The organism is Winogradskyella sp. PG-2, assembly GCF_000828715.1.
Taxonomy (GTDB): Bacteria; Bacteroidota; Bacteroidia; order Flavobacteriales; family Flavobacteriaceae; genus Winogradskyella.
The window spans coordinates 423495-448295 of record NZ_AP014583.1; the positions used below are offsets into that span (position 1 = coordinate 423495).

The window sequence follows — 24801 nt, forward strand, 5'->3', positions numbered from 1 at the left end:
ATGAAACACAACTTAACTATTCTCTTATTGCTTTCCCTTTTTATTGGGACAAGTCAAAACACAGATGATTACAACAAATGGTCTCAAAATTTTCAAAATGGCTCATCGTATTATAGCCTGGAATCTTTTAGTCAGGCAGAAGATGAGTTTGAAAAAGCATATAATCTAGCCAAAAAATTATTTGAAACAAACTCTGAGGAATTTATCAATACAGCTTATTCTTATGCTATTGTACTTGTTCAAGCTGAAAAGAATAATGACGCAAGAGAACCCATGGAAAAAGCTATAATTGGCATTAAGAGTCTATATGGAGAAAAAAGTGAACCCTATGGAACCGCCCTAACAATTTTAGCTAATATATATGTAAGTATAAAATCATATAAGTTAGCGAAAGATATATACCTGGAGTCTAATGAAATTATAAAAACTGCATATGGTGAAAATCATTATTTGTATGGAATCGCTTTAACCAATCTTGCAGGATTTTATAGAGAGATTGAAGATTACAAAAATGCTTTAAATAAACTAAACAAAGGACTTGTAATATTAAAAGACAATCCTGATTTCGATCAACAGTACTATAACAACTTAAGATACAACAATCTTCCCGGAATTTATCAAGGTCTGGGCAGGTTAGAAGATGCACTCATAATAGAAAAAGAAAGTCTGAACTTCATAAAATTAAATTATGGAAAAAACACCTCTAATTATGCAAATATTCTCACTAGTATTGGAGGTTTGCACATTAATTTAGGTAATTTTAATAAGGCCGAAAAAGTGTTAGAAGAAGCCGCCTCAATTTTTGAGTATTTAGATAATTATGAAGATGAAGAAGCATTAGGTAATGTATATTTATTTCTAGTCGCTTGTTACTCTCAAACGTCAGATTTTAAAAAAGCATTCCTCTATGCTAGTGAAGGCATACGATTAACCAAATTAGAATCTTCTAACCCTCCTTCAAATGCATTAAATTATTACGAAATTTTAGGAAGTTTAGCTTGGAATCTTGGAACTTATGATATAGCCCGAGACTATATTCTAAAAGTAATTGATGGAACCATTGCATCTATAGGCCAAAATGCACCCCAATTACCTGTTTTAAAGTCTCAACTAGGAATATGCTATATGTACTTGAATGAAAGTGATAAAGCAGAGCAATTAATTATAGAAGCCTTTGAAACAGTAAAAAAATCGAATTATTCTATAAAAGATAAAGAGTATCGTGAATGTTTAGATAACCTAAGTACTATTTTAATAGATCAAAAAAAATACAGGGAAGCTATTAAGAACTTATCTACAACTCTAAAACGAGAAGATAAATCGCATCCTGCATATTGGCTAAAACTATCCGATTTAGCAAATGTGTATTTGTTGAATAATCAATGTAACAAAGCATTAAAATTATTTGAAGAAGCTTTAAGTGGTATTAAACAATTTTATGGTAAAAATGACTCAAACTATATTAATGCATTGAATAAATATATTTCTGCAAAGGCTTGCCAAAAAAAATATGGAGCAATACTAAATGATATTAATGAAGCAGATCAATTAACTAAAAATCAAATTCAAAATAGATTCAGTTTTAGCAATGAAGGTTTAAAACGAATTTTTTTAACCCAATTAGAACATTCATTTGATATTTATGAATCAGTAAATGTAGATTATCAAAACACTGAACTAACAATCCTAAATTTAGAAAACCAGTATTTATTAAAAGGGCTTCTATTAAATCAATCAAAAATCATTACAAGTAAATTAAAAGAATTAAATGATGAAGCTATAAACTCAAAGGTTGATACATATATTAATAATAAGCAATTACTAAATAGATTGGAGGATAAAAAAGAATTTCCCAATGATAAAGACTTAGATGAATTGAAATCCGATATAAGTGCTGCAGAGATAGAATTAGTTCAACTTTATAACGATAGTTTCAAAAAACCTATAAAATTTAATAAAAGTTGGAAAAAAGTTCAAAACAAATTAAAAGGTAACGAAGTTGCTATAGAATTTTCGAGATTCAATTATATCAATAATGCTGAATCAGATAGTATATATTATTTAGCATATATCGTAATGAAAAACTATAATAATCCAATTGTTATTCAACTTTTTGAAGAAAAACAATTAGGTAAAATATTAAAATCTTCAAAGTATCCGAACCAATTATATTTATCAAGAGGGTCTAAAGCTTCAATTGTTGGTAACAAAATAGATTCTAAAGCCCTTTATAACTTAATCTGGAAACCTATAGAGCAATATTTAAAAGGCATTAATACAATTTATTTTTCTCCAGCCGGACTTCTACATAATATTTCTTTTGCATCTATAAAGAGTGAAGGCCATTTTCTTATTAGAGGTTATAACTTAAATCAATTGAGTAGTACCTACGAAATAGTTGATGATTTCGAACAACCCTCGTTTGACAACATTTTAATTATGGGAGGAATTGAATATGACTACCAAGAGAGTCTAAGTGACCAAAAAGAGAACTATAAATACCCTAAAGATTTTATAGGCTTAGAAACTAAACGAAGTGAAGAAAACAAATGGAACTATTTACCAGGAACATTAAAGGAAATTAACAATCTTAATGAGTTATTATCCAATTATAATAAAACCATAACTATTTTAAAAGGTTATGATGCCAAGGAATCTATATTTAAACAATTAGGTGCCAGTAGTCCTAATATATTACATATAGCAACGCATGGTTTTTTCTATGAAAATGAACATAAAGATATTATTAATATTTCTGGCAAAAACAGTAAATTTAAAGTTGCTGACAATCCTTTAAAACGTTCAGGTATACTATTGAGTGGTGCTAATTATGCATGGCTTAACGGCAATAATCCTAATGAAATAGATAACGGTATTCTAACTGCTGAAGAAATTTCAAACTTAGATTTGTCTAATACGGATATGGTTGTTTTATCTGCATGTGAAACTGGACTTGGAGATATTGATGGTAGCGAAGGAGTCTATGGTTTACAACGTGCTTTTAAAATGGCTGGAGTAGACATAATAGTGATGAGTCTTTGGGAAGTACCAGATAAAGAAACAGCTGAATTTATGTACTCTTTTTACTCCAATTGGCTTGAAGGTATGAAAGTTCGAGAAGCCTTTATTACAACACAGAGAACCTTATCGAATAAATACGTTGATAACCCAGAAAAATGGGCTGCTTTTGTATTGTTTGAATAAACTTAAAAAAGTAAAACCTAGAAAATTCGTAATTTGCTAATATCTATTTTAGATATTTAGCATAATACCAAATCATATTATGAAACAATTACTACTATCACTATGCATTTTGTTTTCGTGTATTTCGTATGCCCAGAACGGAGCTCGAGGCTCTAAAGCAAAGGCAACTGAGACAAATAATGATGGTACAAAACGAGCACTGATAATAGGTGTTTCAGATTATAACGAGAAAGAACTTCAATTAAATTACGCAGATAATGATGCGATTCTTTTTAACAATTACCTGAGCAAAGTAGAAGGTCTAACAGATGAAAACATCTCTTTATTAATAAACCAAGATGCAGTGTCTCTTAATATCCTCAAGGAGTTTAAATCATTACTTAAAAAGACATCATCTGGCGATATTATATACATCTATTTTGCTGGGCATGGTGACGTTATTGATGATTTTGGTGAAAAAGAAGGATTTCTTTTAGCATCAGATGCAAATGCTAATCAAGAGTATTATTCCGGAGGTACAATTCCTTTTTCTCTACTAGAAAAAATCTTAAACAGTTTTATATCCAAGGAATCTAAAGTCATTCTTATTTTAGATGCTTGTCAATCTGGTTTCCCATTTAAAGGAACTTCACAGAAAAACATGGGCACCATACAAGCTATGTTTCAAAATTCAACTCGATTTTTGAGTTGTGGTTCAGAAGAGCTTTCCTATGAAAGTAGTGACTTAAAGCATGGCTATTTTACATACTATTTGGTTAAAGGTCTTACAGGAAAAGCGGATAAAGATGCTAACGCTACTTTAACATACAATGAAGTTGATGATTATTTATATGAAAATGTTACTGATATTGTATTAAAAGAGCATAAAGGGAAACAATCACCTGTAATGCACACCGAAAACAAAAGAGCTATTTTAAAAGCCATAACTGCAGCATCTAACACCATCGTTTTTGAAGATATTAATGTAAATATTGAAAGTGACAAACGTATTGCAGCTAGAGGTATAAGTGATACTGATTTAAAGGATAAAACTGGCGGTTCTGAGATTCAGAAATTTAATGAAGCTATAAATAGAAAATCATATTACGGGAAATCTTCTAGTGCTTATGAAATTTATAAATCTATAAGTAACAACCCAACTATTGATGTAAGATTAAAGGAAAAAATGAACAGTACTTTATTAAAGATTCTATCTAATAGTGCACAAAAACTCATAAATGCTTATATCGATGGGAATAAGATATTACCTCCAAGTAGGGCATTTAAAATTCAGGCAAAACATTTAGAGATTTGTTTAGAATTGATGGGTGAAGATGGCTTTCTTAAAGACAGAGTTGAGGCAAGCAAATTATTGTTAGAGTCTTATGTAATTATTAGAAACAGAAACTACGCACGATACAAAGCGGCTAAGTTAATGCTTAAAAACGCATTACAATTAGAACCTAGGGCTGCTTATATTCATAATGCTTTGGGTGAAGTTTACAACAATGAAGAGCAATACGATAGTGCGCATTATCATTATAATAAGGCTAAAAAATTGATTTATTCTTGGTCTAAACCCGTGACAAATATTGGTGACAATTTAATGGACCAGTATAAGTATGACGATGCAAAAACATACCTAAACACTACGCTTGGTACTAAAGGCGCAAATGCCAACCTTAAATTAGGAGAAATAAGTGAAAAAGAAGGTAAATACAGCGAAGCAGAATCTTTTTACATGGCAGTTTTAAAAACTGAGCCTAAAAATGTGAAAGCGCTTCAAAAGATGAGCAATCTTCAAAAATTAAAAGGAAACAGCAAATCTTCTATAGATTGGTATAAAAAGGCAGTAAAAACAGATTCTATAAATTCAGTATTTGGATATGGATTAATTAACTATATAGAAGACAACAAAATTGATGATGCCAAAGCTGAAAAACTTTTACTAAATGCCATTGATTATGCGCCAGAGTCTTCAATTGTATATTCAGAATATGCTGATTTCCTTAGGCTAAAAAAATCAAAATTATCCCGTTTACGTTTAGCAGATTCATTGTATGGAAAAGCCATACAAAATGACCCTTTTAATACATGGGCTTATGCTGGTCGTGGTAGCTTACAAAACAAAATGAGGAAACCTTTAAAAGCAAAACAATCTTTTGAATCTGGTATTGCAAAAAATCGTAATAAACCAGAACCTTATTTTTATTACGCCAACTATAATAATCAATTAAATAAGATTAGTGAAGCTGAAGTATTATACTTAAAGGCTATTGAAAAGAACAACTATTTCATTCCTGCATATGATAAATTAGTTAGCCTTTATAATAATCAAAATCTTCAAGAAAAATCTATTAATTTACTTCATACGGCAATAGCTAATCATCCTAACACCCCAGATTTTAATCATTTGTTAGGTCAAACCTATTTTTCAAAAAAGAATTTCACTGAAGCCATTAAAGCGTACAAATCTGCTACAAAAATTGATGCTTCGTTTGTGAAAAGTTCGAAAAATCTTGGTTATAGTCAGATAGAAACTGATGATATTAATTCTGCGGAACAAAATTTAAAAACTGCTTCAGACAGTGATGCCTTTGGAGATCGACAAAAAGAAATCTCAGCTTATATACGTACAATGGCTAAAGATAAATTAAAATTCGGCAAGTCGTCTGATGCTAAAGCTTTATACAAATTGGCTTTTGAAATTTCAAATTCTGCTGAGAATGCTCACATTTATTCAGAATTCTTGTATTTACAATCTCAACCTATAAAAGCATTAGAAATAGCTTTACCATCTTTAAGTAAACTCAATTCCAAATCACATAACATACAGCTTTTAGAAGTTATGGTAAAAGCAGCAATTGATGCTAATGCATTAGAAAATGCTAATTATTACTATACTAATTTGATTAAACTAGATAAAAATCCAGATATGCTTTTAGCATCAGTCTATGCAAGGTTTATTGGAGATATTACTAGTAGTGAAAATTACAGAAGACGTGTTGATCAGAATCTTTTACGTTCTAATAAACTTAAAACTTTTTATAGCACAGAGACTATAAATAAATATATCCTTAACAACTAATTACCACATTTTAAGTTGAGACTTGGCATTTAATTCTCTTAAATCAGGAGTCTGCTTTCCATTAGTTAAAAGCATAACTCGCTTTAATAATTCTGAAATCGTGTCATCTGTTAATTGTAAAGATTTCTTTAAATCTTTTTCGTTCAGTAAAAAGCCCGAAGAGCTTAATCTCCCTTTTAATGTTTTTATATAAGCACTTGTAAATGCCCCATTTCCTAAGGTCTTATTTTCATAAGCGACATCCTCTCCAGAGGAAGCAGAAATAACGGTGATACCACTTTTAGATAAAAAATCTTCAAACAAATCTGATATAACATCAGATACTTTAAACTCTGACTTAGAATTAACACGTCTAGATTTTGAACCACGTTGATTTGGTTTATTTATATTCTGTTCTGAAATTACTGTTTTAGTATCGATATCTAAAGTATTACCTGAATGACAAGAATCCATTAATAGCATAATATTATTGGAATTAGCTTTTTTTAGATTCTCAATAATTGTATTAAATGAAACCCCTTTTTGCTTCACATCATTAAATACCATATCGTGTGGAGCAAAATAATAATTGAGATCTTCATCTAAAACTCCATGACCTGCTAAGAAAACAATAACTTGATCATTAGGCTTTACGTTCTTAAAAAACCCATTGAGCTCCTTTTTTATATTCTCTGAGGTAGCTTCTGCATTCGTTAAATACTTTATTCTCGTTTTTTTAAATGATGCTGGCTTATTATATGCTAAAAGACTATCTCTTTTAAAGTAATCTTCTTTTACTAATGGATCAGAAGATCTAATCCAGAATAGGTCGTTGTTATATCCTGAAAACCCTTTTACATTAATATCAAAACTATCACTTCTAACTAATTTTCCATCTAAATTATAAGTTAAGATTTCGCGTTCAGAACTGTTTAATGAAGTTCTATATATTGATAATTGTGAAGCATCGTTAGAGATATAAACCATATCATATTTATCAAAATTACTTAGATTCAATTTTAAAGGTACTACAGGAGATGTATTTAAATCTACATAAAATAAATCGCTATCAAAGCTACTATATAGCATATGCCTACCGTTTGCGGATAAGGCTTTTAAGCTAGGTAAATAAATATTTGCAGAGTCTTTCTGTCTTTTTCCACTTTCATTAAGAGACTCAAAATTATCGAGGCTAAATTTTATTTTTCCGTCAATTTCTTTTTTATCTGTTTCACCAAAAACAATTTCAACATAATTATCTAAACCTTCTGTTTTATAAGAAAAATAAGCCCATTTATTATCTATTACTGGTTTTAATGCACTTCTTGAAATTGAGGCATAATCATCAAAAGGTAAATTGATTACTGAGAATTTTTTGCTGGAAAATTTATATTGATAAAAAACATCATCATCAGAAATGATATAAAACCCTGTACCATCTGGGTGAATAGAAATAGCGTTATTATAACTTAAAGTTTCCATTATAAAACCCTTAGGCATTGTTATTGGTTCTATCGTACCTGTTTTATAATTCCATAGATTATACTTTCCATAATCGTGTTCTAACCAAAGTGTACGTTCTTCGTTTAATGCATATAAATCACCTGTTATTGTATACAGTCCTCCATATCTTTTTAATTCATTAACAACTTCACCAGAATTAGCCTCTAAACTATATCTACTACCAAAGAATTTTTTATTGTACGCATACTCATCATCTTTGCTTAGACTTCCATAAATTCGAGAAATATCTAAGGCATCTTTATCTGCAAATGTGAGATTATAATCTGTTTGCAGATAGTCAGACACACCTACAGATAATAAAAATAAATCACCTTTTTCACTGCTTAAAGTGCTTTCATTATCTATATTAACCTCTGTATTATCAAATTGATTTTTTTGTTTTAATGCGAGAGCTTTTTTTAACGTAGATATATACTCCTTGTTTGGCATACCAAAAGATTTAAGTACTTCTTCTGGTTTAAAAAAACGCTCTTCAAAATCTTTTACAGGAGAACTCTTTCCATTTAATGACGCAAGAACAAATTCATCTGGATTAACATTACTGAAATAATTATTATTACTATCCACAAATACATGACTAGATTTGTCTGGATGTAACATTTCTGCAAGTAGTTTTAAGCCTTTAGTTTGATAAATTTTAATTTTACCATTATTAAAACTCGCCATCAATTTTGAACCATCTGAATTTAGAGATACCCTTGTTGGAAACTCTGAAGATGGAAATTTATACAGCTTATCACCTATTGTTAAACCTAGATACTCTATACTCAATACCGTAATATTTTCAACTGAATCAAAATCTAATACATTTAGACATTCTGTCTTCTGACTTGTCACCTTATGGTTTGAATCCATAGAGAAACCAATTGAATTTGTATTACACTTTTCTTTATCAATTTTCCAAAAGGCATTAGAAACTAAGAACTCATTAGATTGATCTGAAAATATCTTATACTTTCCATCAATAAGCGTTTCGGAATGTAAAATTTTCATGGTCTCAACCAATCGAATAGATACCTCATTTAAATTTGAAATTAAAAGGACATATTGACCATCTTCAGAAAATTTCCCAAATTTATACAAGCCCTCTATATTAATAATATCATCATTTTTTAAAAGAGCAAACTCTTGAGGTTCTGTATGACCACCATTGTAATAAGGTCTTTGACTTAAAAGTAAGGTCCGCTTAACTGAATTATAATCTACAACATTACGTTTATTTGTTTCTAAATTACTTATAAGTTGTACTTTATCTTTCATTAAGTCATAAGCATAAAAACCATAATCAGCTTCAAACTCTGATCTATTTTTTGAGCCATAAAATGGATGTATACTCGTATATTTATTAAAATCAAATTCTTTGTTAGAAAAATCTTTTATACCAAATTTAGTCTCCATTAAATTATTATAATCTAGCTTACCAAAACGATTATAAAATGTTCCAGATTCGTAATACTTTAATTGATATTCTTGTTGTCCAATACCGAAATTCCCAGTACTTATTTCGCTTCCTATAACAATCCAACTATCATTCGGTAAAAATGATCCATGATAATAAGGCTTGACCTCCTTTGGTATTGTTTTTACAATTTTTTCAGTTTCATTATCAAAAACTTTAAACCTTATATAACTCGAAAAATTTGGGTTAAAAGACTCAAAAAAGAGATGTTCATTTTTATCCTCTAAATAAACTGATGTAGTGACTCCATCATTAGCATTAGGTCTTTGGTCTTTATAAATATTTCCATTTTTTTTGATGATAAGTGGTTTAGTGCTAAAACCATACTTTTCTGTAATGACGAGTTGTAGTATTTCATTTTTATGCGATATATCAACATTTATTGACGCATTAAAATCAATTGCAACTTTATGCACTGGCTTAGTAAAGTCTTTTACTTTAGATAAGTTATAAATCTCAATTATTTTAGCTTCTTTGTTTTTTGATAATACATATAAGTCATCAGCATGGTAAAAGAGTTTAATAATTTCTAGAGATTCAGGAATGTCTATATTTAATTTTTTCTTGTAATCATTCTTATACAAAAACAAAATATTAAGCTGGGTTAAACCTCTTTTTTGAACCATTACAATTTCACCCGAAACCAGATTATAAGCAGCTTTATCAATACTATTAGAAGCATAAAATCGCGTTATTTTCTCAAAATTCTTATCATAAACATCTATGATATTTAAGCTCTTGTCAGCATTTGTATCTCTAATCAAAATAGCATCATCTTGACTTCCAACAAATTCAATGTTAGCTGCATTTTGCATCAATACTTTTTGGTCGAAAACACTGATACTAAATATTGAATCAGTTTTACCATCGCTAAAATTAAATTTTTGATTAATGGTTAAAACCCTATCGTCATTGGTTAATCGCATACTCTTTACAGGTATACCAGATGCTGGTCTCAATGTCTTTACTACCCGTTTTGATTCTGTACTGTAAGCTAAAATTTTACCAGACTCATCGGCTGTAAAGAAATATGGATATTTTTTTGAAGCGACAGTAGTTGTAATACTTGCAGAATGATAATCTCGTAATGTAATTTTCACTTCATCTTGTTGCCCGAAACTAAACGTATAGACACAACATAATACTAAGCAAAGTAAAATATTTTTCAAGCTTGAATTATTTACAAATTCCATAAGTTTCACAAAGTGAATTTTCAATTTCAGATTCATTAAAGCCCAAAGTCTTTAAATCATTAATTAAGTCTTTATAACTCGTTTTTATTGACTCATACTCTACTCTATCAATTAATGTGAATGAATAAAACGGAATATTCTTAAGATTAGGAAACTCAGATATAGAAACTGACCATTGAAAACTAACTCCTTGGGAAAAAATAGAATGATCTTTATATAATGATAACTCACTTCCGTTTGTAGCAAACTTAAAAATCTCCTCAGTTTCTATATTTTTGATAAAAAGATAGTATTGAGGCGTGTCTTTATCTGTAGTCCATTTAAAGGTTAATTTAGAACTTGCTAGCATAGTACTATCAATTGGAGATTGCATTAATAAATCACCTCTAAATACTCCCCCTATAATAGTCTTACCTGAATTTTTTTTAAGTAATTCGTCCCAAATAAGCTTAAAGTATTTAGACGTTAAACCCTTAGCATTTTTTAGAACATTATGTTCTAAAATCTTATTATAGTTATACTCTCCAGATTTACTGATTTGAAAGGCCTCCCCTTTAGAATTAATTGCAGTTATTTTAGTAGACTCATTAACTAACAATGAAGATTTTTCGTTTATATAAGTGCCTTTTGTCAAGGGCTTAAGCGTATTTGCAATTTTACCGTACGCACTTCCTTTAAGTTTAAAGACACAAAGACTATCTTGAGCACTTAATGCGATAGTAAAACTAAATAACAGTATTATAACAAATGACTTTCCCATTTAAATTTCTTATTAAGATATCTAACTAAGTACTCATAATAGTCTATCATTTCAATTCCTAATAAACATAATAGAATTATAGGTACAACACTTATATAAACGTTAACCTGTAACAATAATAAGGCCAAATATAAAAACACAACAGAAAGCACAAGCTGTACTATTTTTTCTGTAATATCAAAAATAAAACTACTTCGCTTGTATAGTTTCATAGCAAAAAATATGGTAAAAAAACAAAGTATGAAAGCTATTAAATAGGTAGAAAATACAGTAACTCTATATATTAAATTTTGCTTAGAGAGCATATTCAAAATATTTGCATGCACTACAACACCATATGTATCTGGTACTGCTCTACCAACCCATTCTTCATTAAGCGGTGTAAAGTGTCTATCCTCAATATCAAATTCTTCTTTACCGTCACCAAAATATCCTAATATGACTACAGCATCTTTTAATGCAGGAATCTTATCAGAACTAGAAATTTTATCAATATCAAAATTTAGAAATACATCTTGATTACCAATGTAGTTTATTGGTATGGGCTTTTTCAATTCTTTTGACGCGTATTCTTTATCTATATAGCCAGCATTTAAGGCCAATTGAACCGCAAAGGCATATTCTTTATTGTCTTTCCCTTTAACACCTATGAAATCTCTTATAACTGTGTTTTGACCTTTTAAATTTAAGTTGATATAGCCTTTCTTTTCATCTTTTACTTTGAAGTAATTATGATTATAAACAATAGAATCATTTTCGTGATAGTAGGCAGTAACTATATTTTTATTTTCTACTAATAAATGTTTTAAAATCGAATCTGTAAATTCTAATTTACGGTCTTTAAAAATAATATCTACGCCAATAACTTTAGGCTTTTGCTTTTGTATTTCTGTTATAGTCCGTGAGAGTTGAAAACGATCTGCATGCTTAATATTAACAAGAATGATTTTATCATTTAATTGTTCTTTATCTAAACGCTTAGAATAAAATATATCTGTAAATTTAAAATCCTTGAATGCCTTTTCAAATGGGTCTATTATGGAAAGATTAACAAATACAAAATAGAGTAATCCTGCAACAATAAAAGTCATAACAGTGCATAAAAATGCATCTCTATATAACAGCTTATTTGTTGACCACTTCATATAAATTAATTTGTGATTTTCTCAATGACAGACGCTCCATCTGTGATAATAGCATCTTTATTATCACTTAGCATACTTGGTAGTTTATTAATGTATTTACTTTTATTACCTTCATACTCTTCTAACCTAACATTCACTTTAACAACACCATAATTACTATTGTCATCAACTAATGTTGTTGTTGGTATATCATAATACCATGGTGACAAGATTGGTTTATGTATTAAATTATCTGCACCATATTTTAAATCTTTGAAATCATATTCTTGTTCTATGAGTGTTGCACTAATTGGTGTACCATCATCACCTCGCCACTGTCCTTCTATAGCTACTGATACTCTAGCATTTAAATCTTCATCGGTATAAACTTTAGTTTTAGAAAAGAAAACTCGTAGTTCATTAAAGCTTAATCTTGTAATCCCAGGATTCTCAGGATCACTTATAAGCTCAATAACTGCATAAAAATTCAGCATATCATCTTCTTCAATTCTTATCACATCATTAACGCTTAAAGCACCTGTATTGCCTCTAGTTTTAGGTAGCGCATTAAATTCATCCTTTACAATTGTTTTGATTTTATCTTTCTCACCAGTATCATTTGGCTTTGAATATTTCTTAATATGGATTTCTTTATAAGTTTTTTCTACATCACCCAAATCTGTATTATAATAATTATTAATGGAGAGCGATTGAGAATAGGTATTTGATAAGGATTTAGACGTCTTTTCTGCTAAATAAGAAGCACCAAAAAATATACCTTCTAAGGCAGCTTCTATTAATCCGCCACGTGTCTGTGGCTTTTTTAACTCTACTACAAATTCTTCGTTAGATTGAATATTAGACCTTTGATGCACTTTACAAGAGCATAATAGCATTATTAATACCAGTGAAAATATTTTTTTCATATTATATAATTATAGGTTCCCTAAGTTATTAATTAATCTTTAACTAATTAATAATTTTAAATTCTTTAAGTTCTATTAAACAAAAACACTGCCAAATGGTTCGTTTAGAACCTAAATTAAAAATCAAGATAGCTATAAAACAAAGAAAAGTCTACATTAAAAATGTAGACTTTTCTTTTATTAGTGACCTCGACAGGATTCAAACCTGTAACCTCTTGAGCCGTAATCAAGTGCGCTATTCAGTTGCGCCACGAGGCCTTTTAAAGTGGGTGCAAATATAATACAATTATTAAAAAACAACCAAACTATTTATTTCAAAATTGTAATTGTATTTTTGAAGTATGATTTCTAAAGAATTACTTCAACCATTTGAATACTTATTTGATTCAGAAATTATTAATAATATCTTAAATTCCGCTTCTTTAAAGACTTTTAAAAAGCATGAAATCATAATAGATATTGGACAAAACTTAAGTTTTGTCCCATTTCTTATTAGTGGAAATATAAAAGTTTTAAGAGAAGACTCAAATGATCATGAGCTTCTGTTATATATTTTAGAAGCTGGTGACACATGTGCAATGTCATTAACGTGTTGCATGGCAAAATCAACTAGTAAGATAAGAGCTATAGCAGATGAAGATGCAACAGTAGTAATGATACCAATCATAAGTATGAAATCATGGTTTCATGAAAATGAAAGTTGGAGAAACTTTATTTTACAAAGCTATCAAGTCCGTTTTGATGAGATGTTAGAAACTATAGACACACTCGCATTCTTAAAAATGGATGCACGTGTATTTAAATATCTTTCAAACCAAGTAAAGTTATCATCAACAACAACTTTAGAAATAACACATCAAGAAATAGCAGAAGATTTACATACCTCTAGAGTTGTTATCTCTAGACTTTTAAAACAACTCGAAAGAGAATTTAACATTAAACTTGGCAGAAATAAAATAACGGTATTAGAGTTTTAGTAACTTTTGTAACACAAACTAAAATGTATAATTATATTTTTGCATCAAATTAAATCTATGGAATATATTTTACAACCTTGGCCTTGGTATGTTTCTGGACCTTGCATTGCAATCGTAATGTTTCTTCTACTCTATTTTGGTAGATCGTTCGGAATGTCATCTAATCTTAGAACCTTATGTGCTATTGGAGGTGCAGGAAAACGAGTAGAATTCTTTAAGTTCGATTGGAAAAGCCAAAGGTGGAACCTCATCGTTGTACTTGGCGCTATAATTGGTGGGTTTATTGCTCACAATTATTTATCAAACCCTATTCATATAGATTTAAGTGAAAGCACTGTTAAAGATTTAACTAGCCTCGGTTTTTATGAAGCTGATCAAAGTTTATTACCACCAGAATTATTTAGTTGGGATGCTGCATTAAGTGCAAAAGGATTATCAATTTTAATAATTGGTGGCTTTTTAGTTGGATTCGGAACACGTTATGCTGGTGGTTGCACATCTGGTCATGCGATTACAGGATTAAGTAGTTTGCAATTACCATCCTTAATTGCTGTAGTTGGTTTTTTTATAGGAGGTTTAATTATGATTCATTTCATTTATCCAATACTATTTTAATATGGGAAAGTATATAAAGTTTTTATTGGTAGGTATTTTCTTTGGAATTGTTTTGGTAAAATCTGAGGCTGTTTCTTGGTATCGAATTTTTGAAATGTTTAAGTTTCAATCTTTTCATATGTATGGAATTATTGGAACCGCTGTTGGAACTGGTATTATTTTATTATTACTTTCTAATCAGTTAAATTTAAAAACAATTAAAGGAAATGCCATAAAAGTACCTTTGAAGGAAAAAGGATTAGTTCGCTATATTATAGGAGGAACAATTTTTGGATTAGGATGGGCACTGTGTGGTGCCTGCCCAGGACCAATGTATATATTAGTTGGTACTGGTGTATTTACAATTCTAATAGTTATTGCAGCTGCATTATTAGGAACTTATGTTTATGGAGTATTAAAAAACAAACTACCTCATTAAATGGAATTTACTGAAATTTTAGGATACTGTGGTGCTTTAATCGTTGGTCTAGTTTTAGGTCTAATTGGTGGTGGTGGTTCAATACTTACAGTTCCTATTTTGGTGTATTTTTTGGGGTTCAATCCTATTGTCGCTACGGCATACTCACTTTTTGTAGTTGGTAGTACTGCTTTAGTTGGCACATTAAGAAATATTAGACAAAATAAAATTGACTTTAAAACCGCAATTGTATTCGCAATTCCGTCTATAATTACTGTGTTTATGGTACGCAGTTTAGTCATACCAAACTTACCTGAGGTTATATTTTCTATTGGTACTTTTAAACTTACCAATTCACTTTTTATAATGCTATTATTTGCATTTATAATGCTTTTAGCTGGCTGGTCAATGATAAAATCTAAAGTAGCACAAAGTGACGATGCAATTAAAAAATTCGATAACTCACATTATTTCACTATTGGTACACAGGCTATTGGTATTGGAGTTTTAGCCGGATTAGTAGGAGCTGGAGGCGGATTTCTAATCGTACCAGCATTAGTTTTATTGGTAAAGCTTCCTATTAAAAAAGCGATTAGCACATCGTTGTTTATTATTGCTATTCAGTCCTTAATTGGTTTCCTAGGTGATCTAAAAACTTTAACCATTGATTGGGAATTTCTCTTATTATTTACTACGATTTCTATTTTAGGGATTTTTATAGGGTTGATATTATCTAAAAAAATTAGTGCTAAAAGATTAAAAATAGGTTTTGGTTATTTCACAATAATTATGGCTGTTTATATTTTATTTAAAGAGCTCTTTTAAAGCTTTATGATAAATATCACATTTCAAAAAATGAAGTTTTGTAACTTTGTAATACAAAAGAATTAAGAATGAAAATTGAACAATTATATACAGGATGTTTAGCACAAGGTGCTTACTATATTGAGTCTGAGGGTGAAGTTGCTATAATTGATCCTTTACGTGAGATTCAACAATATATCGATAAAGCTGATGCTAATAATGCCAAAATAAAATACATATTAGAAACGCATTTTCATGCAGATTTTGTGTCTGGTCATGTGGATTTAGCTAATAAATCTGGTGCAAAAATAGTTTTTGGACCTGGAGCTTCTACTGACTATGATATCCACTCTGCAATAGATGGTGAAGAACTAAGTATAGGCAAATTAACCCTTAAAGTTCTTCACACACCTGGACACACATTGGAGTCTACAACTTATTTATTAAAAGATAAAAACGGAAAAGATCATGCTATTTTTTCTGGTGACACTTTATTTTTAGGAGACGTTGGACGACCTGATTTAGCAATAAAGTCTGACTTAACTAAAGAAGATTTAGCAGGTATGTTATTTGATTCACTTCGTGAAAAGATTATGCCCTTGGCAAATGATGTTATTATTTATCCTGCTCATGGTGCTGGTTCTGCATGTGGTAAAAATTTAAGTAAAGAAACTGTTGGTGTTTTAGGAGAGCAGAAGAAAACCAATTATGCGCTAAGAGCAGATATGACTAAAGCTGAATTTGTAAAAGAAGTACTTGATGGTATTGCACCACCTCCACAATATTTTGCTAAGAATGCTATGATGAATAAAATGGGTTATGACGCGTTTGACACTGTTTTAAAAACAGGTGATGTTCCACTTAATCCTGAAGAGTTTGAAGCTTTAGCAAATCATGAGTCTGCTTTAGTTTTAGACGTAAGACCACAATCAGATTATATAAAAGGACACATACCTAATTCAATCTTTATAGGTTTAAATGGTGGTTTTGCTCCTTGGGTTGGTGCTTTAATAACAGATCTAAAACAGCCTATTGTATTGGTTGTACCAGAAGGTAAATCAGAAGAAGCTGTCACACGTTTATCTCGCGTTGGTTATGATAATACGCTTGGTTATTTAGAAGGTGGAATTGAAGAATGGAAATCTTCAGGAAAAGATATTGACACATTAGAATCTATATCAGCAGAAGAATTTGCAAATAGAGCGAATACATCTGAAATTAATATTCTCGATGTGCGTAAAGACGGAGAATTTCAATCAATGCATCTGGAAAAAGCTCAGCATTTATCATTAGATTATATAAATGATAAAATGAATGAAGTCAGTAAAGAAAAGACTTATTATATCCATTGTGCAGGTGGTTATCGTTCGGTGATTGCTGCATCAATTTTAAAAGCTAGAGGTTTTGATAAACTTATAGATATTGCTGGTGGTTTTGGTGCTATTAAAAAAACAGATTTGGCAACAACTGATTTTGTGTGTCCAACAACTTTGTAATTATGAAACGTTCAATTAAAATACAAAACCTTAAATGTGGTGGTTGTGCTAATACTATCATTATTCAATTATCTAAATTAGATGGTATTTCTGAAGTTACAGTTAATAATGAAACCGATGAAGTAAGCTTAAATTACAATTCTGAAATAGAATTTGAATCAGCAAAGAAGAAATTATCTGTATTAGGCTATCCAATGATTGGTGAAACGAACTCTCTACCAAAAAAAGCAAAATCTTTTGTTAGTTGTGCAGTAGGAAGAATGAGTAAATAATTTATAAGATCTCAGCACTAAGACCAGCCTCAAGAAGTTTAGAGCATCTTGGTTCTAACTCGTCGTAAGACCCAGTTTTAACAGTACACTTCCCCTTATAATGCACTAAAATTGCACATTGTTCTGCTTGTTCAGAAGTATGTTCGCAAGCATATATCAATGTATCAATGACATGATCAAAGGTATTGACATCATCATTAAACAAGACGATTTCATTTTGCTTTAATTTTTCTTCTTGTAGAAGTAAATCTTCTTGATATTGCTTTTGGGTACTCATTATCAAAATTTTAATCTAATTTATAAATTTTAACGATACCCACTGTCCTTTTTGTATAATTTCGTCCAATTTTAACTTATTCTTACTACATTCAGTTTCAATTAAAGGAATGTCTTCTTTATAAAATCCGCTTAAGAATAAGGTGCCATTTTCATTTAAGCATTTTGAATACTGAGATATATCAGCTAGTAATATATTTCTATTAATGTTAGCAATAATGCTATCATATTTTTTCTCATCTAGTAACTTCACATCACCTTCGTAAACCGAAATATTACTACAATTATTGCGTTCTACATTTTCTAAGCTATTTAAGTAACACCAGTTATCAATATCAATAGCATCCAGTTGTGTGGCACCAACTTTTTCGGCCAAAATTGCCAAAACACCTGTACCACAACCCATATCTAAAACTGATTTACTTTTAAAATCATTTTTTAAAATATGCTGAATCATCATATGAGTCGTTTCATGATGACCCGTACCAAAGCTCATTTTTGGTTCAATGATTAAATCATATTTAGTACTTGGCTTATCATGAAATGGTGCACGAACCGTTACCAAATCGTCTACAACAATAGGATTAAAATTCTTTTCCCATTCTTCGTTCCAATTGGTTTGTTCAATTTCGTTAAAATCGTAGGTGATTTTAAACTCATCTGAACTTAAAATATGGATATCATTTAGAATGGTTTCAGTCCATTCATTTTTTTGAATATAGGCAGTTACACCTTTTTCATTTTCAACAAAACTTTCAAAACCTGCATAACCTAATTCTGCAATTAATATTTCAGTTGCTGGTTGTAACGGTTCTACTTTAAAATTGTAGCCAATATAAATTACATTAGACATTATTAAAACGCAGTGATTATTGCATGAAAATCTTCAGCTTTTAATGAAGCACCACCAATCAAGCCGCCATCTACATCTGCCTTTGAAAAAATTTCTTTAGCGTTTGCTGGTTTTACACTTCCTCCATAAAGAATAGAAACTGAATCAGCTACATCATTTCCATATTTAGCAGATAAGGTCTTTCTTATAAAAGCGTGCATGTCTTGTGCTTGTTCTGGACTTGCAGTTTCACCTGTACCTATTGCCCAAACAGGCTCATAAGCCAAAACAATATTTTTGTAAGCATTAGCATCTAAATGGAATAACGCATTTTTAATCTGGCCTTCAACAACGGCTTCTTCATTACCAGCTTTTCTATCTGCCAACTCTTCACCGAAACAAAATATAACTTCTAGTTTATTTGCTAAAGCAGCATTAACTTTTTCTGCTAAAAGTGCGTCAGTCTCACCAAAATAAGCACGTCTTTCTGAATGACCTAAAATAACCGTTTTTACACCAATACTTTTTAACATATCTGCAGAAATTTCTCCTGTATATGCTCCATTAGTAGCTTGATGCATATTCTGTGCTGCAACTTCTAATTTAGATTTTTTTGAACGCTTTACAGCAGTAGCAAGGTTAACAAATGTAGGTGCAACAATAACTCTAGTGTTATTTAAATCCTCACCTTTTATTGACTTTCTGATTTGTTTAACCAACTTTCTAGTAGCTTTTAAATCATTATTCATTTTCCAGTTACCTGCAACTATATTTTTTCTCATAATGTTATATTTATACTTCTATAGAGGAAGCTATATTATTGATTTAATTGGTATACAAAAATAAGCAAAAACCCAACCTTACCGTATAATAGAAAGAATTTGTTGCGAAATCGTTGTAGAAAAAGTAGTTACAAATATCTATATAATAATCAACTTAATGTAACTCTAAAAATTAAGATAATTTCACTCTAGGATCTAGCCATGCATATATAATATCTACAAAGATATTTATCGTAATGAAAATAATTGCTATGACTAAAACTGCTCCCATGATTACTGGTAGATCTAATGTATTAAGCGCATTAACGATTTCTTTTCCAAGTCCATTCCAACCAAAAATATATTCTACAAAAACAGCACCAGCTAACATAGAGGCAAACCAACCAGATATTGCAGTTATTACAGGGTTTAATGCATTTTTAACCGCATGATTTTTAATCACTTGAAACTCACTCAAACCCTTAGCTCTGGCTGTCCTTATATAATCTTGATTCATAACTTCTAGCAATGAATTACGCATCAACTGAATAACAACTGCCAATGGACGAATACCCAAAACAATAGAAGGCAGAATCAAATTTTTCCATTTAATAGTCATTTTTTCTCCAAAATCATCAAGCTCATACAAACTACCTGTCATTTCTAGATTAGTGTATTTATGCAATACAAAACCAAATAACCATGCAAATAAAATGGCACTAAAAAATGAAGGCACACTCATACCAAACGTACTTAGTATCTGAATTGTTTTATCAATCCAAGTATCTTTATATAGTGCAGAAATGATTCCGAATATAATTCCTAGAATAATTGCTATTATAATTGCAGAAATTGCCAACACAAATGTGTTTGGAATAGTTTCTCCAATCACTTGACTTACTTTTTTTCCTTGTTTTGTAAACGATTCTCGTAGATATGGAGCCTTAATTACGGTTGTTGTATTTCCTATGGTAAATAGTTCTGACGCTGAATATTTATTTGAACTTAGATAAGTATAATCTTCCAATTTATTTGAATGAAAAGAAATTGGAGACAAATCATTTAAGTAATATAAAAACTGAGTTCCAAGGGGTTTATCAAAACCATATTTCTGTTTTACAGCTGCAACTTGGTCTGCTGTTTGATTTTGACCCAACATCATTTTAGCCGGATCACCTGGTAGAATTGTAAATAGAAAGAAAATGACAGTAATAACACCTATTAAGGTGATGAAAGCGTAGAGGAGTTTATTTAAGAGGTATCTTATCAGTTTATTCTTTATTTAATATTACTTTTATAATAGATGAATAATTAGTACCATTTGCGACATTAATTGAATCTATAACATCTCCTTCATATCGTTCTTTCAAAACATATACTTCTTTAATATTGTCCTTTGACAAAGAATCAATTTCTTGCTTTGATGCTATTTTATTATCAACTAAATATAAAGTACCATCATCCTTTTTTACTGCTGGCTTTTTAGGTAATTCTTTCAATTCAATATCTTCAATATCATTCCAATGTGCTTTGTTTAAAACGGTCCCTTTGCTCAAAATAACAATCCCAGGATTAGAACGTACAATTGTTTTGATTACTTTTTCATCGCATAAATAAAAATCAAAACTAAGATCGTAATCTGACTTTAGCTGTTGTATATCTTCAATACCAGATGATGTTAAACCTATAACTTTATAACCCTTCTTTATAGCTTCATCTGTAAAAGCCTTTAGTTTAGCTTTACCATCTGTTTCACCTTTAGCGATATTATACATGGCTATAAGTACAAGATTGTCTTCTTCTAAGAAATACGATGTTAAATCTTCATCATCAGATTCTATAGAAAAATCTTGAATTGGTGGAACATAACCTTCATCTATAACTTTGGTCTCTACACCAACGTAATCTCCTTCTACACTAGGATAACTTCCATTAGTCACAAAATCTTGCTCTTCACCATTCACATTAAAAGTCCATGTGTACTCTAATACTGGTTTTTGAGCATCCTCTGGAATCTCCATACCCTTTTGGATGTTTGCACCAATCTTAAAAGCTCTAAAGTCTACAGATGGTAAATGCATTAATACGTGGTATCCAAACCAAAGTGAAACTACAAAACTTAATAAAGCAATTACTGTAGTTGGTAGCTTTGTGAAAATTGGTTTAATATGTTTTAAACCAAAGAATAATATTACGATTAGTACTAATAGAACAATATCCTTTTTAAAGCTTTCCCAAGGAGTCATTGTTCTGCCAATTAAGTCTTTAAAAGCGTCCCCAAAACATCCACAATCTTTTACTTTATCGAAATAAGCAGAATAAAATGTTAGGAATGTGAAGAATACAATCATAACCAGTAAACTCCAAATTGTAAATTTAGGTTTGTATCCTATTAGTAAAAATACACCTAGAACAACTTCGAAGACCACTACTATTACCGAAATACCAAGCGCATAAGGAATTAAAAATTCGAGATTTAATACATCTTCCCCAAAATATTCTTGAAGCTTATATGAAAACCCAAGTGGATCATTCAATTTTATAAAACCCGAAAAAATGAATAGAACTCCGACTAAAACTCTACTGATATGTACTAAGTATTTCATAAACTTTATGGTTTCCTAAATCTAATGGTATCTCGTTTTTGTGGTTTAGAATTTACTAGCTTTCACCCAAATGAATCATTGCAAAAACGGCATAATTTATCATGTCTTGATAATTGGCATCAATACCTTCACTTACAATAGTCTTACCAGCATTATCTTCAATCTGCTTAACACGCAAAAGCTTTTGTAAAATCAAATCCGTTAATGAACTAACACGCATATCTCTCCAGGCTTCACCATAATCATGATTCTTATCTAACATCAATTGCTTAGTCAATGCTGTTTTTTCATCATAGAGTTCTGTAGCTTCTTCTGTATTTAAATCGGGTTGCTCAACAACACCTTTTTCTAACTGTATCAATGCCATTAAACAATAGTTAATAATGCCAATAAACTCGCTAACTTCTCCTTCATCCACTTTTCTGACAGCATTTTGTTGTAAGCTTCTTATGCGTTGTGCTTTAATAAAAATTTGGTCGGTTAGAGATGGTAATCTTAAAATTCGCCATGCGCTACCATAATCACTCATTTTATTCGCAAAAAGGGCTCTACATTTAGAAATAACCGCATCATATTGTTTTGAAGTATCTTGCATCTAATCCAATTATAATTTCCGTAAATTTCGCTTAAATAGTTTAGAGTTCAAAGTCAGGTGTTCAAAAAAAATACAATTAGATCAAAATCACTTTTATGATTTAATTATTGAATTACTCACAAGAAAAAAAAGTTCTTTTAATATTGAACCAAAAAATGGAATTCTGTTAACTCTTGAAGAATGGATTAAAGAGGAGGGAGATTTTGCTAAAGAAAAATTTATAAAATTAAAGGACGAAATAAAAAAAGAAAAAATTGAATATAGATTATTAGGAGGAAATAGATATGTTGCTGAATATTTCAAGGGAATTTTAATAATAATTGATGATTTATGTTGGGCAAAATCGTATGTAATCTCTATTTAAAATATTTTTGAATATATGACCATAAACTGTAAAGGCAAATTAATAGATTTATCATCCCCAAAAGTCATGGGTATTCTTAATGTTACTCCAGATTCTTTCTTTGATGGTGGGAAATATAAAGATGAAACTTCGATTCTTAATCAAGTAGAAAACATGATAACAGATGGAGCTACATTTATTGATATTGGTGGTTACAGCTCTCGTCCTGGTGCTGAGAATGTTAGTGAGGAAGAAGAATTAAATCGCGTTTTACCTGTTATAGAATTAGTTTTGAAACATTTTCCCGAAACCCTAATTTCTATTGATACCTTTAGAAGTAAAGTTGCTAAAAAAAGTATTGAGGCTGGAGCAGCTTTAATTAATGATATCTCAGGAGGAAAGTTAGACGACAATATGCTTTCTACTATTGGTAATTTAAGCGTGCCTTACATTATAATGCATATGAGAGGTAATCCTAAAACCATGCAGCAGCAAACGGATTATAACGATTTAATTAAAGAAGTTATATCCTATTTTGCAGAACGTATTTCTGCTGCTAATGCTGAAAAAATTAATGATATTATTATTGATCCTGGCTTCGGATTTGCCAAAACATTAGAACAGAATTATGAATTATTGAACCGTTTAGAGTTACTAAACATATTAGACAAGCCAATGTTGGCAGGTGTATCTCGAAAATCTATGATATACAAAACTTTGAATACCACTTCCGAAAATGCTTTAAACGGAACCACAGCTTTACATATGGTAGCTTTACAAAAGGATGCGAAAATTTTACGCGTTCACGATGTAAAAGAAGCCATTGAATGTGTTACGCTTTTTAATCAACTTACTTCTCAATAGACTATGCGCAATATTTGTTTACTTGTACTTTTATTATGTCTGAGTTGTAATAATGAGCGAATATTACAATTACCAGAAATTGAAAATGCAGAAATTATAGAAGTTTTAGATGTATCTCCTGCTTATATATTTTATGACGAAACGCAACCAGATTCCACTTTATTAAATCGAAAAAACTTAATTAGCACCACCAATTGGTTAGTTAATGTAGATAGGCGATTGACTTTAAAACAAGCCATTCCTCATATTAAATTCTTACAAGAAAAAAAGCGAAATGCTGAAATGCATAAAAATGAAAATGCTAAGGATTATTTTACTTGCAATGAAACAAGTATTGGTAATTTAGGGTTTGTAGATTTTACAGATATACATTTTATAACTGATGAGACTCCTATTTCTTTTTATAGTCAGATTTCTCAAATATACGATGACAGAATTTTCATATACCCTAAGATTAAAAATGAGGAATCGCTTCATGGCCAATCGTTAATGGTTGAAATTTCAGCAGGAAGTGGGATTGACCTCAATCTTAAATGGCTTTTCTCATTTCAGTTTGCTCAATATCTTAAATCCTATTACAAAGAAAGTTCAAAAGAATTCTTAGAGGTTTCATTGAGTTTTGATAAAAATTTAAGCTTCCAAGATTATATATCAATCAAATCAGAATTAACTCAACTTATGAATGATAAAATCATTATACATACAAACGAATTCATTTATTAACATA

General features: G+C 30.2%; 20 protein-coding genes and 1 tRNA gene. 10 read left to right on the forward strand and 11 right to left on the reverse strand.

What is annotated here, in order from left to right; genetic code table 11:
- Both WPG_RS01965 and WPG_RS01970 read left to right on the forward strand, forming a co-directional pair.
- Window positions 1–3204, forward strand: coding sequence for a CHAT domain-containing protein (locus WPG_RS01965; protein ID WP_045468690.1), 3204 nt, complete (start codon window positions 1–3; stop codon window positions 3202–3204).
- 79 nt (window positions 3205–3283) lie between these two features.
- The gene (locus WPG_RS01970) at window positions 3284–6271 is read left to right on the forward strand and encodes a caspase family protein (RefSeq protein WP_045468693.1); all 2988 of its coding nucleotides are present in this window, start codon (window positions 3284–3286) and stop codon (window positions 6269–6271) included.
- Here the strand turns inward: WPG_RS01970 and WPG_RS01975 are convergent, their stop codons facing one another.
- The 5 genes from WPG_RS01975 to WPG_RS01995 all read right to left on the reverse strand — a co-directional run bounded on the left by WPG_RS01975 (window position 6272) and on the right by WPG_RS01995 (window position 13494).
- Complete coding sequence (locus WPG_RS01975) at window positions 6272–10402, reverse strand: caspase domain-containing protein (RefSeq protein ID WP_144374400.1); 4131 nt, start codon at window positions 10400–10402, stop codon at window positions 6272–6274. It abuts the gene before it with no gap.
- 7 nt (window positions 10403–10409) lie between these two features.
- Entirely contained in the window at window positions 10410–11186 is a 777-nt protein-coding gene (locus tag WPG_RS01980) for a hypothetical protein (RefSeq protein WP_045468701.1), read from the reverse strand.
- Window positions 11165–12331 carry a CHASE2 domain-containing protein gene (locus WPG_RS01985; protein WP_084221501.1) on the reverse strand — a complete coding sequence of 389 codons (1167 nt, stop codon included), beginning with the start codon at window positions 12329–12331 and terminating at the stop codon, window positions 11165–11167. Before WPG_RS01985 ends, WPG_RS01980 begins: the two co-directional genes overlap by 22 nt.
- A gap of 5 nt (window positions 12332–12336) precedes the next feature.
- Window positions 12337–13236, reverse strand: a complete 900-nt coding sequence (locus tag WPG_RS01990) for a hypothetical protein (protein ID WP_045468706.1) — start codon at window positions 13234–13236, stop codon at window positions 12337–12339.
- A 184-nt stretch (window positions 13237–13420) separates the two neighbouring features.
- Window positions 13421–13494 (reverse strand) — tRNA-Arg (locus tag WPG_RS01995).
- A gap of 83 nt (window positions 13495–13577) precedes the next feature.
- On the opposite strand from WPG_RS01995, the gene WPG_RS02000 reads away from it, so the two are divergent.
- The 6 genes from WPG_RS02000 (at window position 13578) to WPG_RS02025 (ending at window position 17797) form a co-directional block, all read left to right on the forward strand.
- Window positions 13578–14213 (forward strand): Crp/Fnr family transcriptional regulator, encoded by a 636-nt coding sequence (locus WPG_RS02000; protein ID WP_045468709.1) that lies wholly within the window; start codon window positions 13578–13580, stop codon window positions 14211–14213.
- A gap of 57 nt (window positions 14214–14270) precedes the next feature.
- Window positions 14271–14828 (forward strand): YeeE/YedE family protein, encoded by a 558-nt coding sequence (locus WPG_RS02005; protein ID WP_045468712.1) that lies wholly within the window; start codon window positions 14271–14273, stop codon window positions 14826–14828.
- 1 nt (window position 14829) lies between these two features.
- The gene (locus WPG_RS02010; RefSeq protein WP_045468714.1) at window positions 14830–15246 is read left to right on the forward strand and encodes a DUF6691 family protein; all 417 of its coding nucleotides are present in this window, start codon (window positions 14830–14832) and stop codon (window positions 15244–15246) included.
- Window positions 15247–16050, forward strand: a complete 804-nt coding sequence (locus tag WPG_RS02015; protein ID WP_045468718.1) for a sulfite exporter TauE/SafE family protein — start codon at window positions 15247–15249, stop codon at window positions 16048–16050. It begins immediately after the preceding gene.
- 68 nt (window positions 16051–16118) lie between these two features.
- The gene (locus WPG_RS02020) at window positions 16119–17525 is read left to right on the forward strand and encodes an MBL fold metallo-hydrolase (protein ID WP_045468721.1); all 1407 of its coding nucleotides are present in this window, start codon (window positions 16119–16121) and stop codon (window positions 17523–17525) included.
- A gap of 2 nt (window positions 17526–17527) precedes the next feature.
- Window positions 17528–17797: a heavy-metal-associated domain-containing protein gene (locus tag WPG_RS02025; RefSeq protein ID WP_045468725.1), complete on the forward strand. Its 270-nt coding sequence runs from the start codon at window positions 17528–17530 to the stop codon at window positions 17795–17797.
- Between the two features lies 1 nt (window position 17798).
- Here WPG_RS02025 and WPG_RS02030 read toward each other — a convergent pair whose 3' ends face one another.
- The 6 genes from WPG_RS02030 to WPG_RS02055 form a co-directional block, all read right to left on the reverse strand.
- Window positions 17799–18074 (reverse strand): ATP-dependent Clp protease adaptor ClpS, encoded by a 276-nt coding sequence (locus WPG_RS02030; RefSeq protein ID WP_045468728.1) that lies wholly within the window; start codon window positions 18072–18074, stop codon window positions 17799–17801.
- A gap of 15 nt (window positions 18075–18089) precedes the next feature.
- A complete protein-coding gene (prmA, locus tag WPG_RS02035) occupies window positions 18090–18926 on the reverse strand; it encodes a 50S ribosomal protein L11 methyltransferase (protein WP_045468730.1) in 837 nt (278 codons plus the stop codon).
- A gap of 2 nt (window positions 18927–18928) precedes the next feature.
- On the reverse strand, window positions 18929–19687 hold the full coding sequence (gene tpiA, locus WPG_RS02040) for a triose-phosphate isomerase (protein ID WP_045468733.1): 759 nt from the start codon (window positions 19685–19687) through the stop codon (window positions 18929–18931).
- 172 nt (window positions 19688–19859) lie between these two features.
- The gene (locus WPG_RS02045; protein ID WP_045468736.1) at window positions 19860–20936 is read right to left on the reverse strand and encodes an ABC transporter permease; all 1077 of its coding nucleotides are present in this window, start codon (window positions 20934–20936) and stop codon (window positions 19860–19862) included.
- Between the two features lies 1 nt (window position 20937).
- On the reverse strand, window positions 20938–22272 hold the full coding sequence (locus WPG_RS02050; RefSeq protein ID WP_045468738.1) for a BT_3928 family protein: 1335 nt from the start codon (window positions 22270–22272) through the stop codon (window positions 20938–20940).
- A gap of 55 nt (window positions 22273–22327) precedes the next feature.
- A complete protein-coding gene (locus WPG_RS02055; protein ID WP_045468741.1) occupies window positions 22328–22867 on the reverse strand; it encodes a DUF1599 domain-containing protein in 540 nt (179 codons plus the stop codon).
- Window positions 22868–23246: 379 nt separating this feature from the next.
- Here WPG_RS02055 and folP point away from each other — a divergent pair, with 379 nt between their 5' ends.
- Window positions 23247–24074 carry a dihydropteroate synthase gene (folP, locus tag WPG_RS02060; protein WP_045468744.1) on the forward strand — a complete coding sequence of 276 codons (828 nt, stop codon included), beginning with the start codon at window positions 23247–23249 and terminating at the stop codon, window positions 24072–24074.
- A gap of 3 nt (window positions 24075–24077) precedes the next feature.
- Window positions 24078–24797, forward strand: coding sequence for a hypothetical protein (locus tag WPG_RS17190; RefSeq protein WP_052471123.1), 720 nt, complete (start codon window positions 24078–24080; stop codon window positions 24795–24797).
- The last annotated feature ends 4 nt before the right edge of the window (window positions 24798–24801 follow it).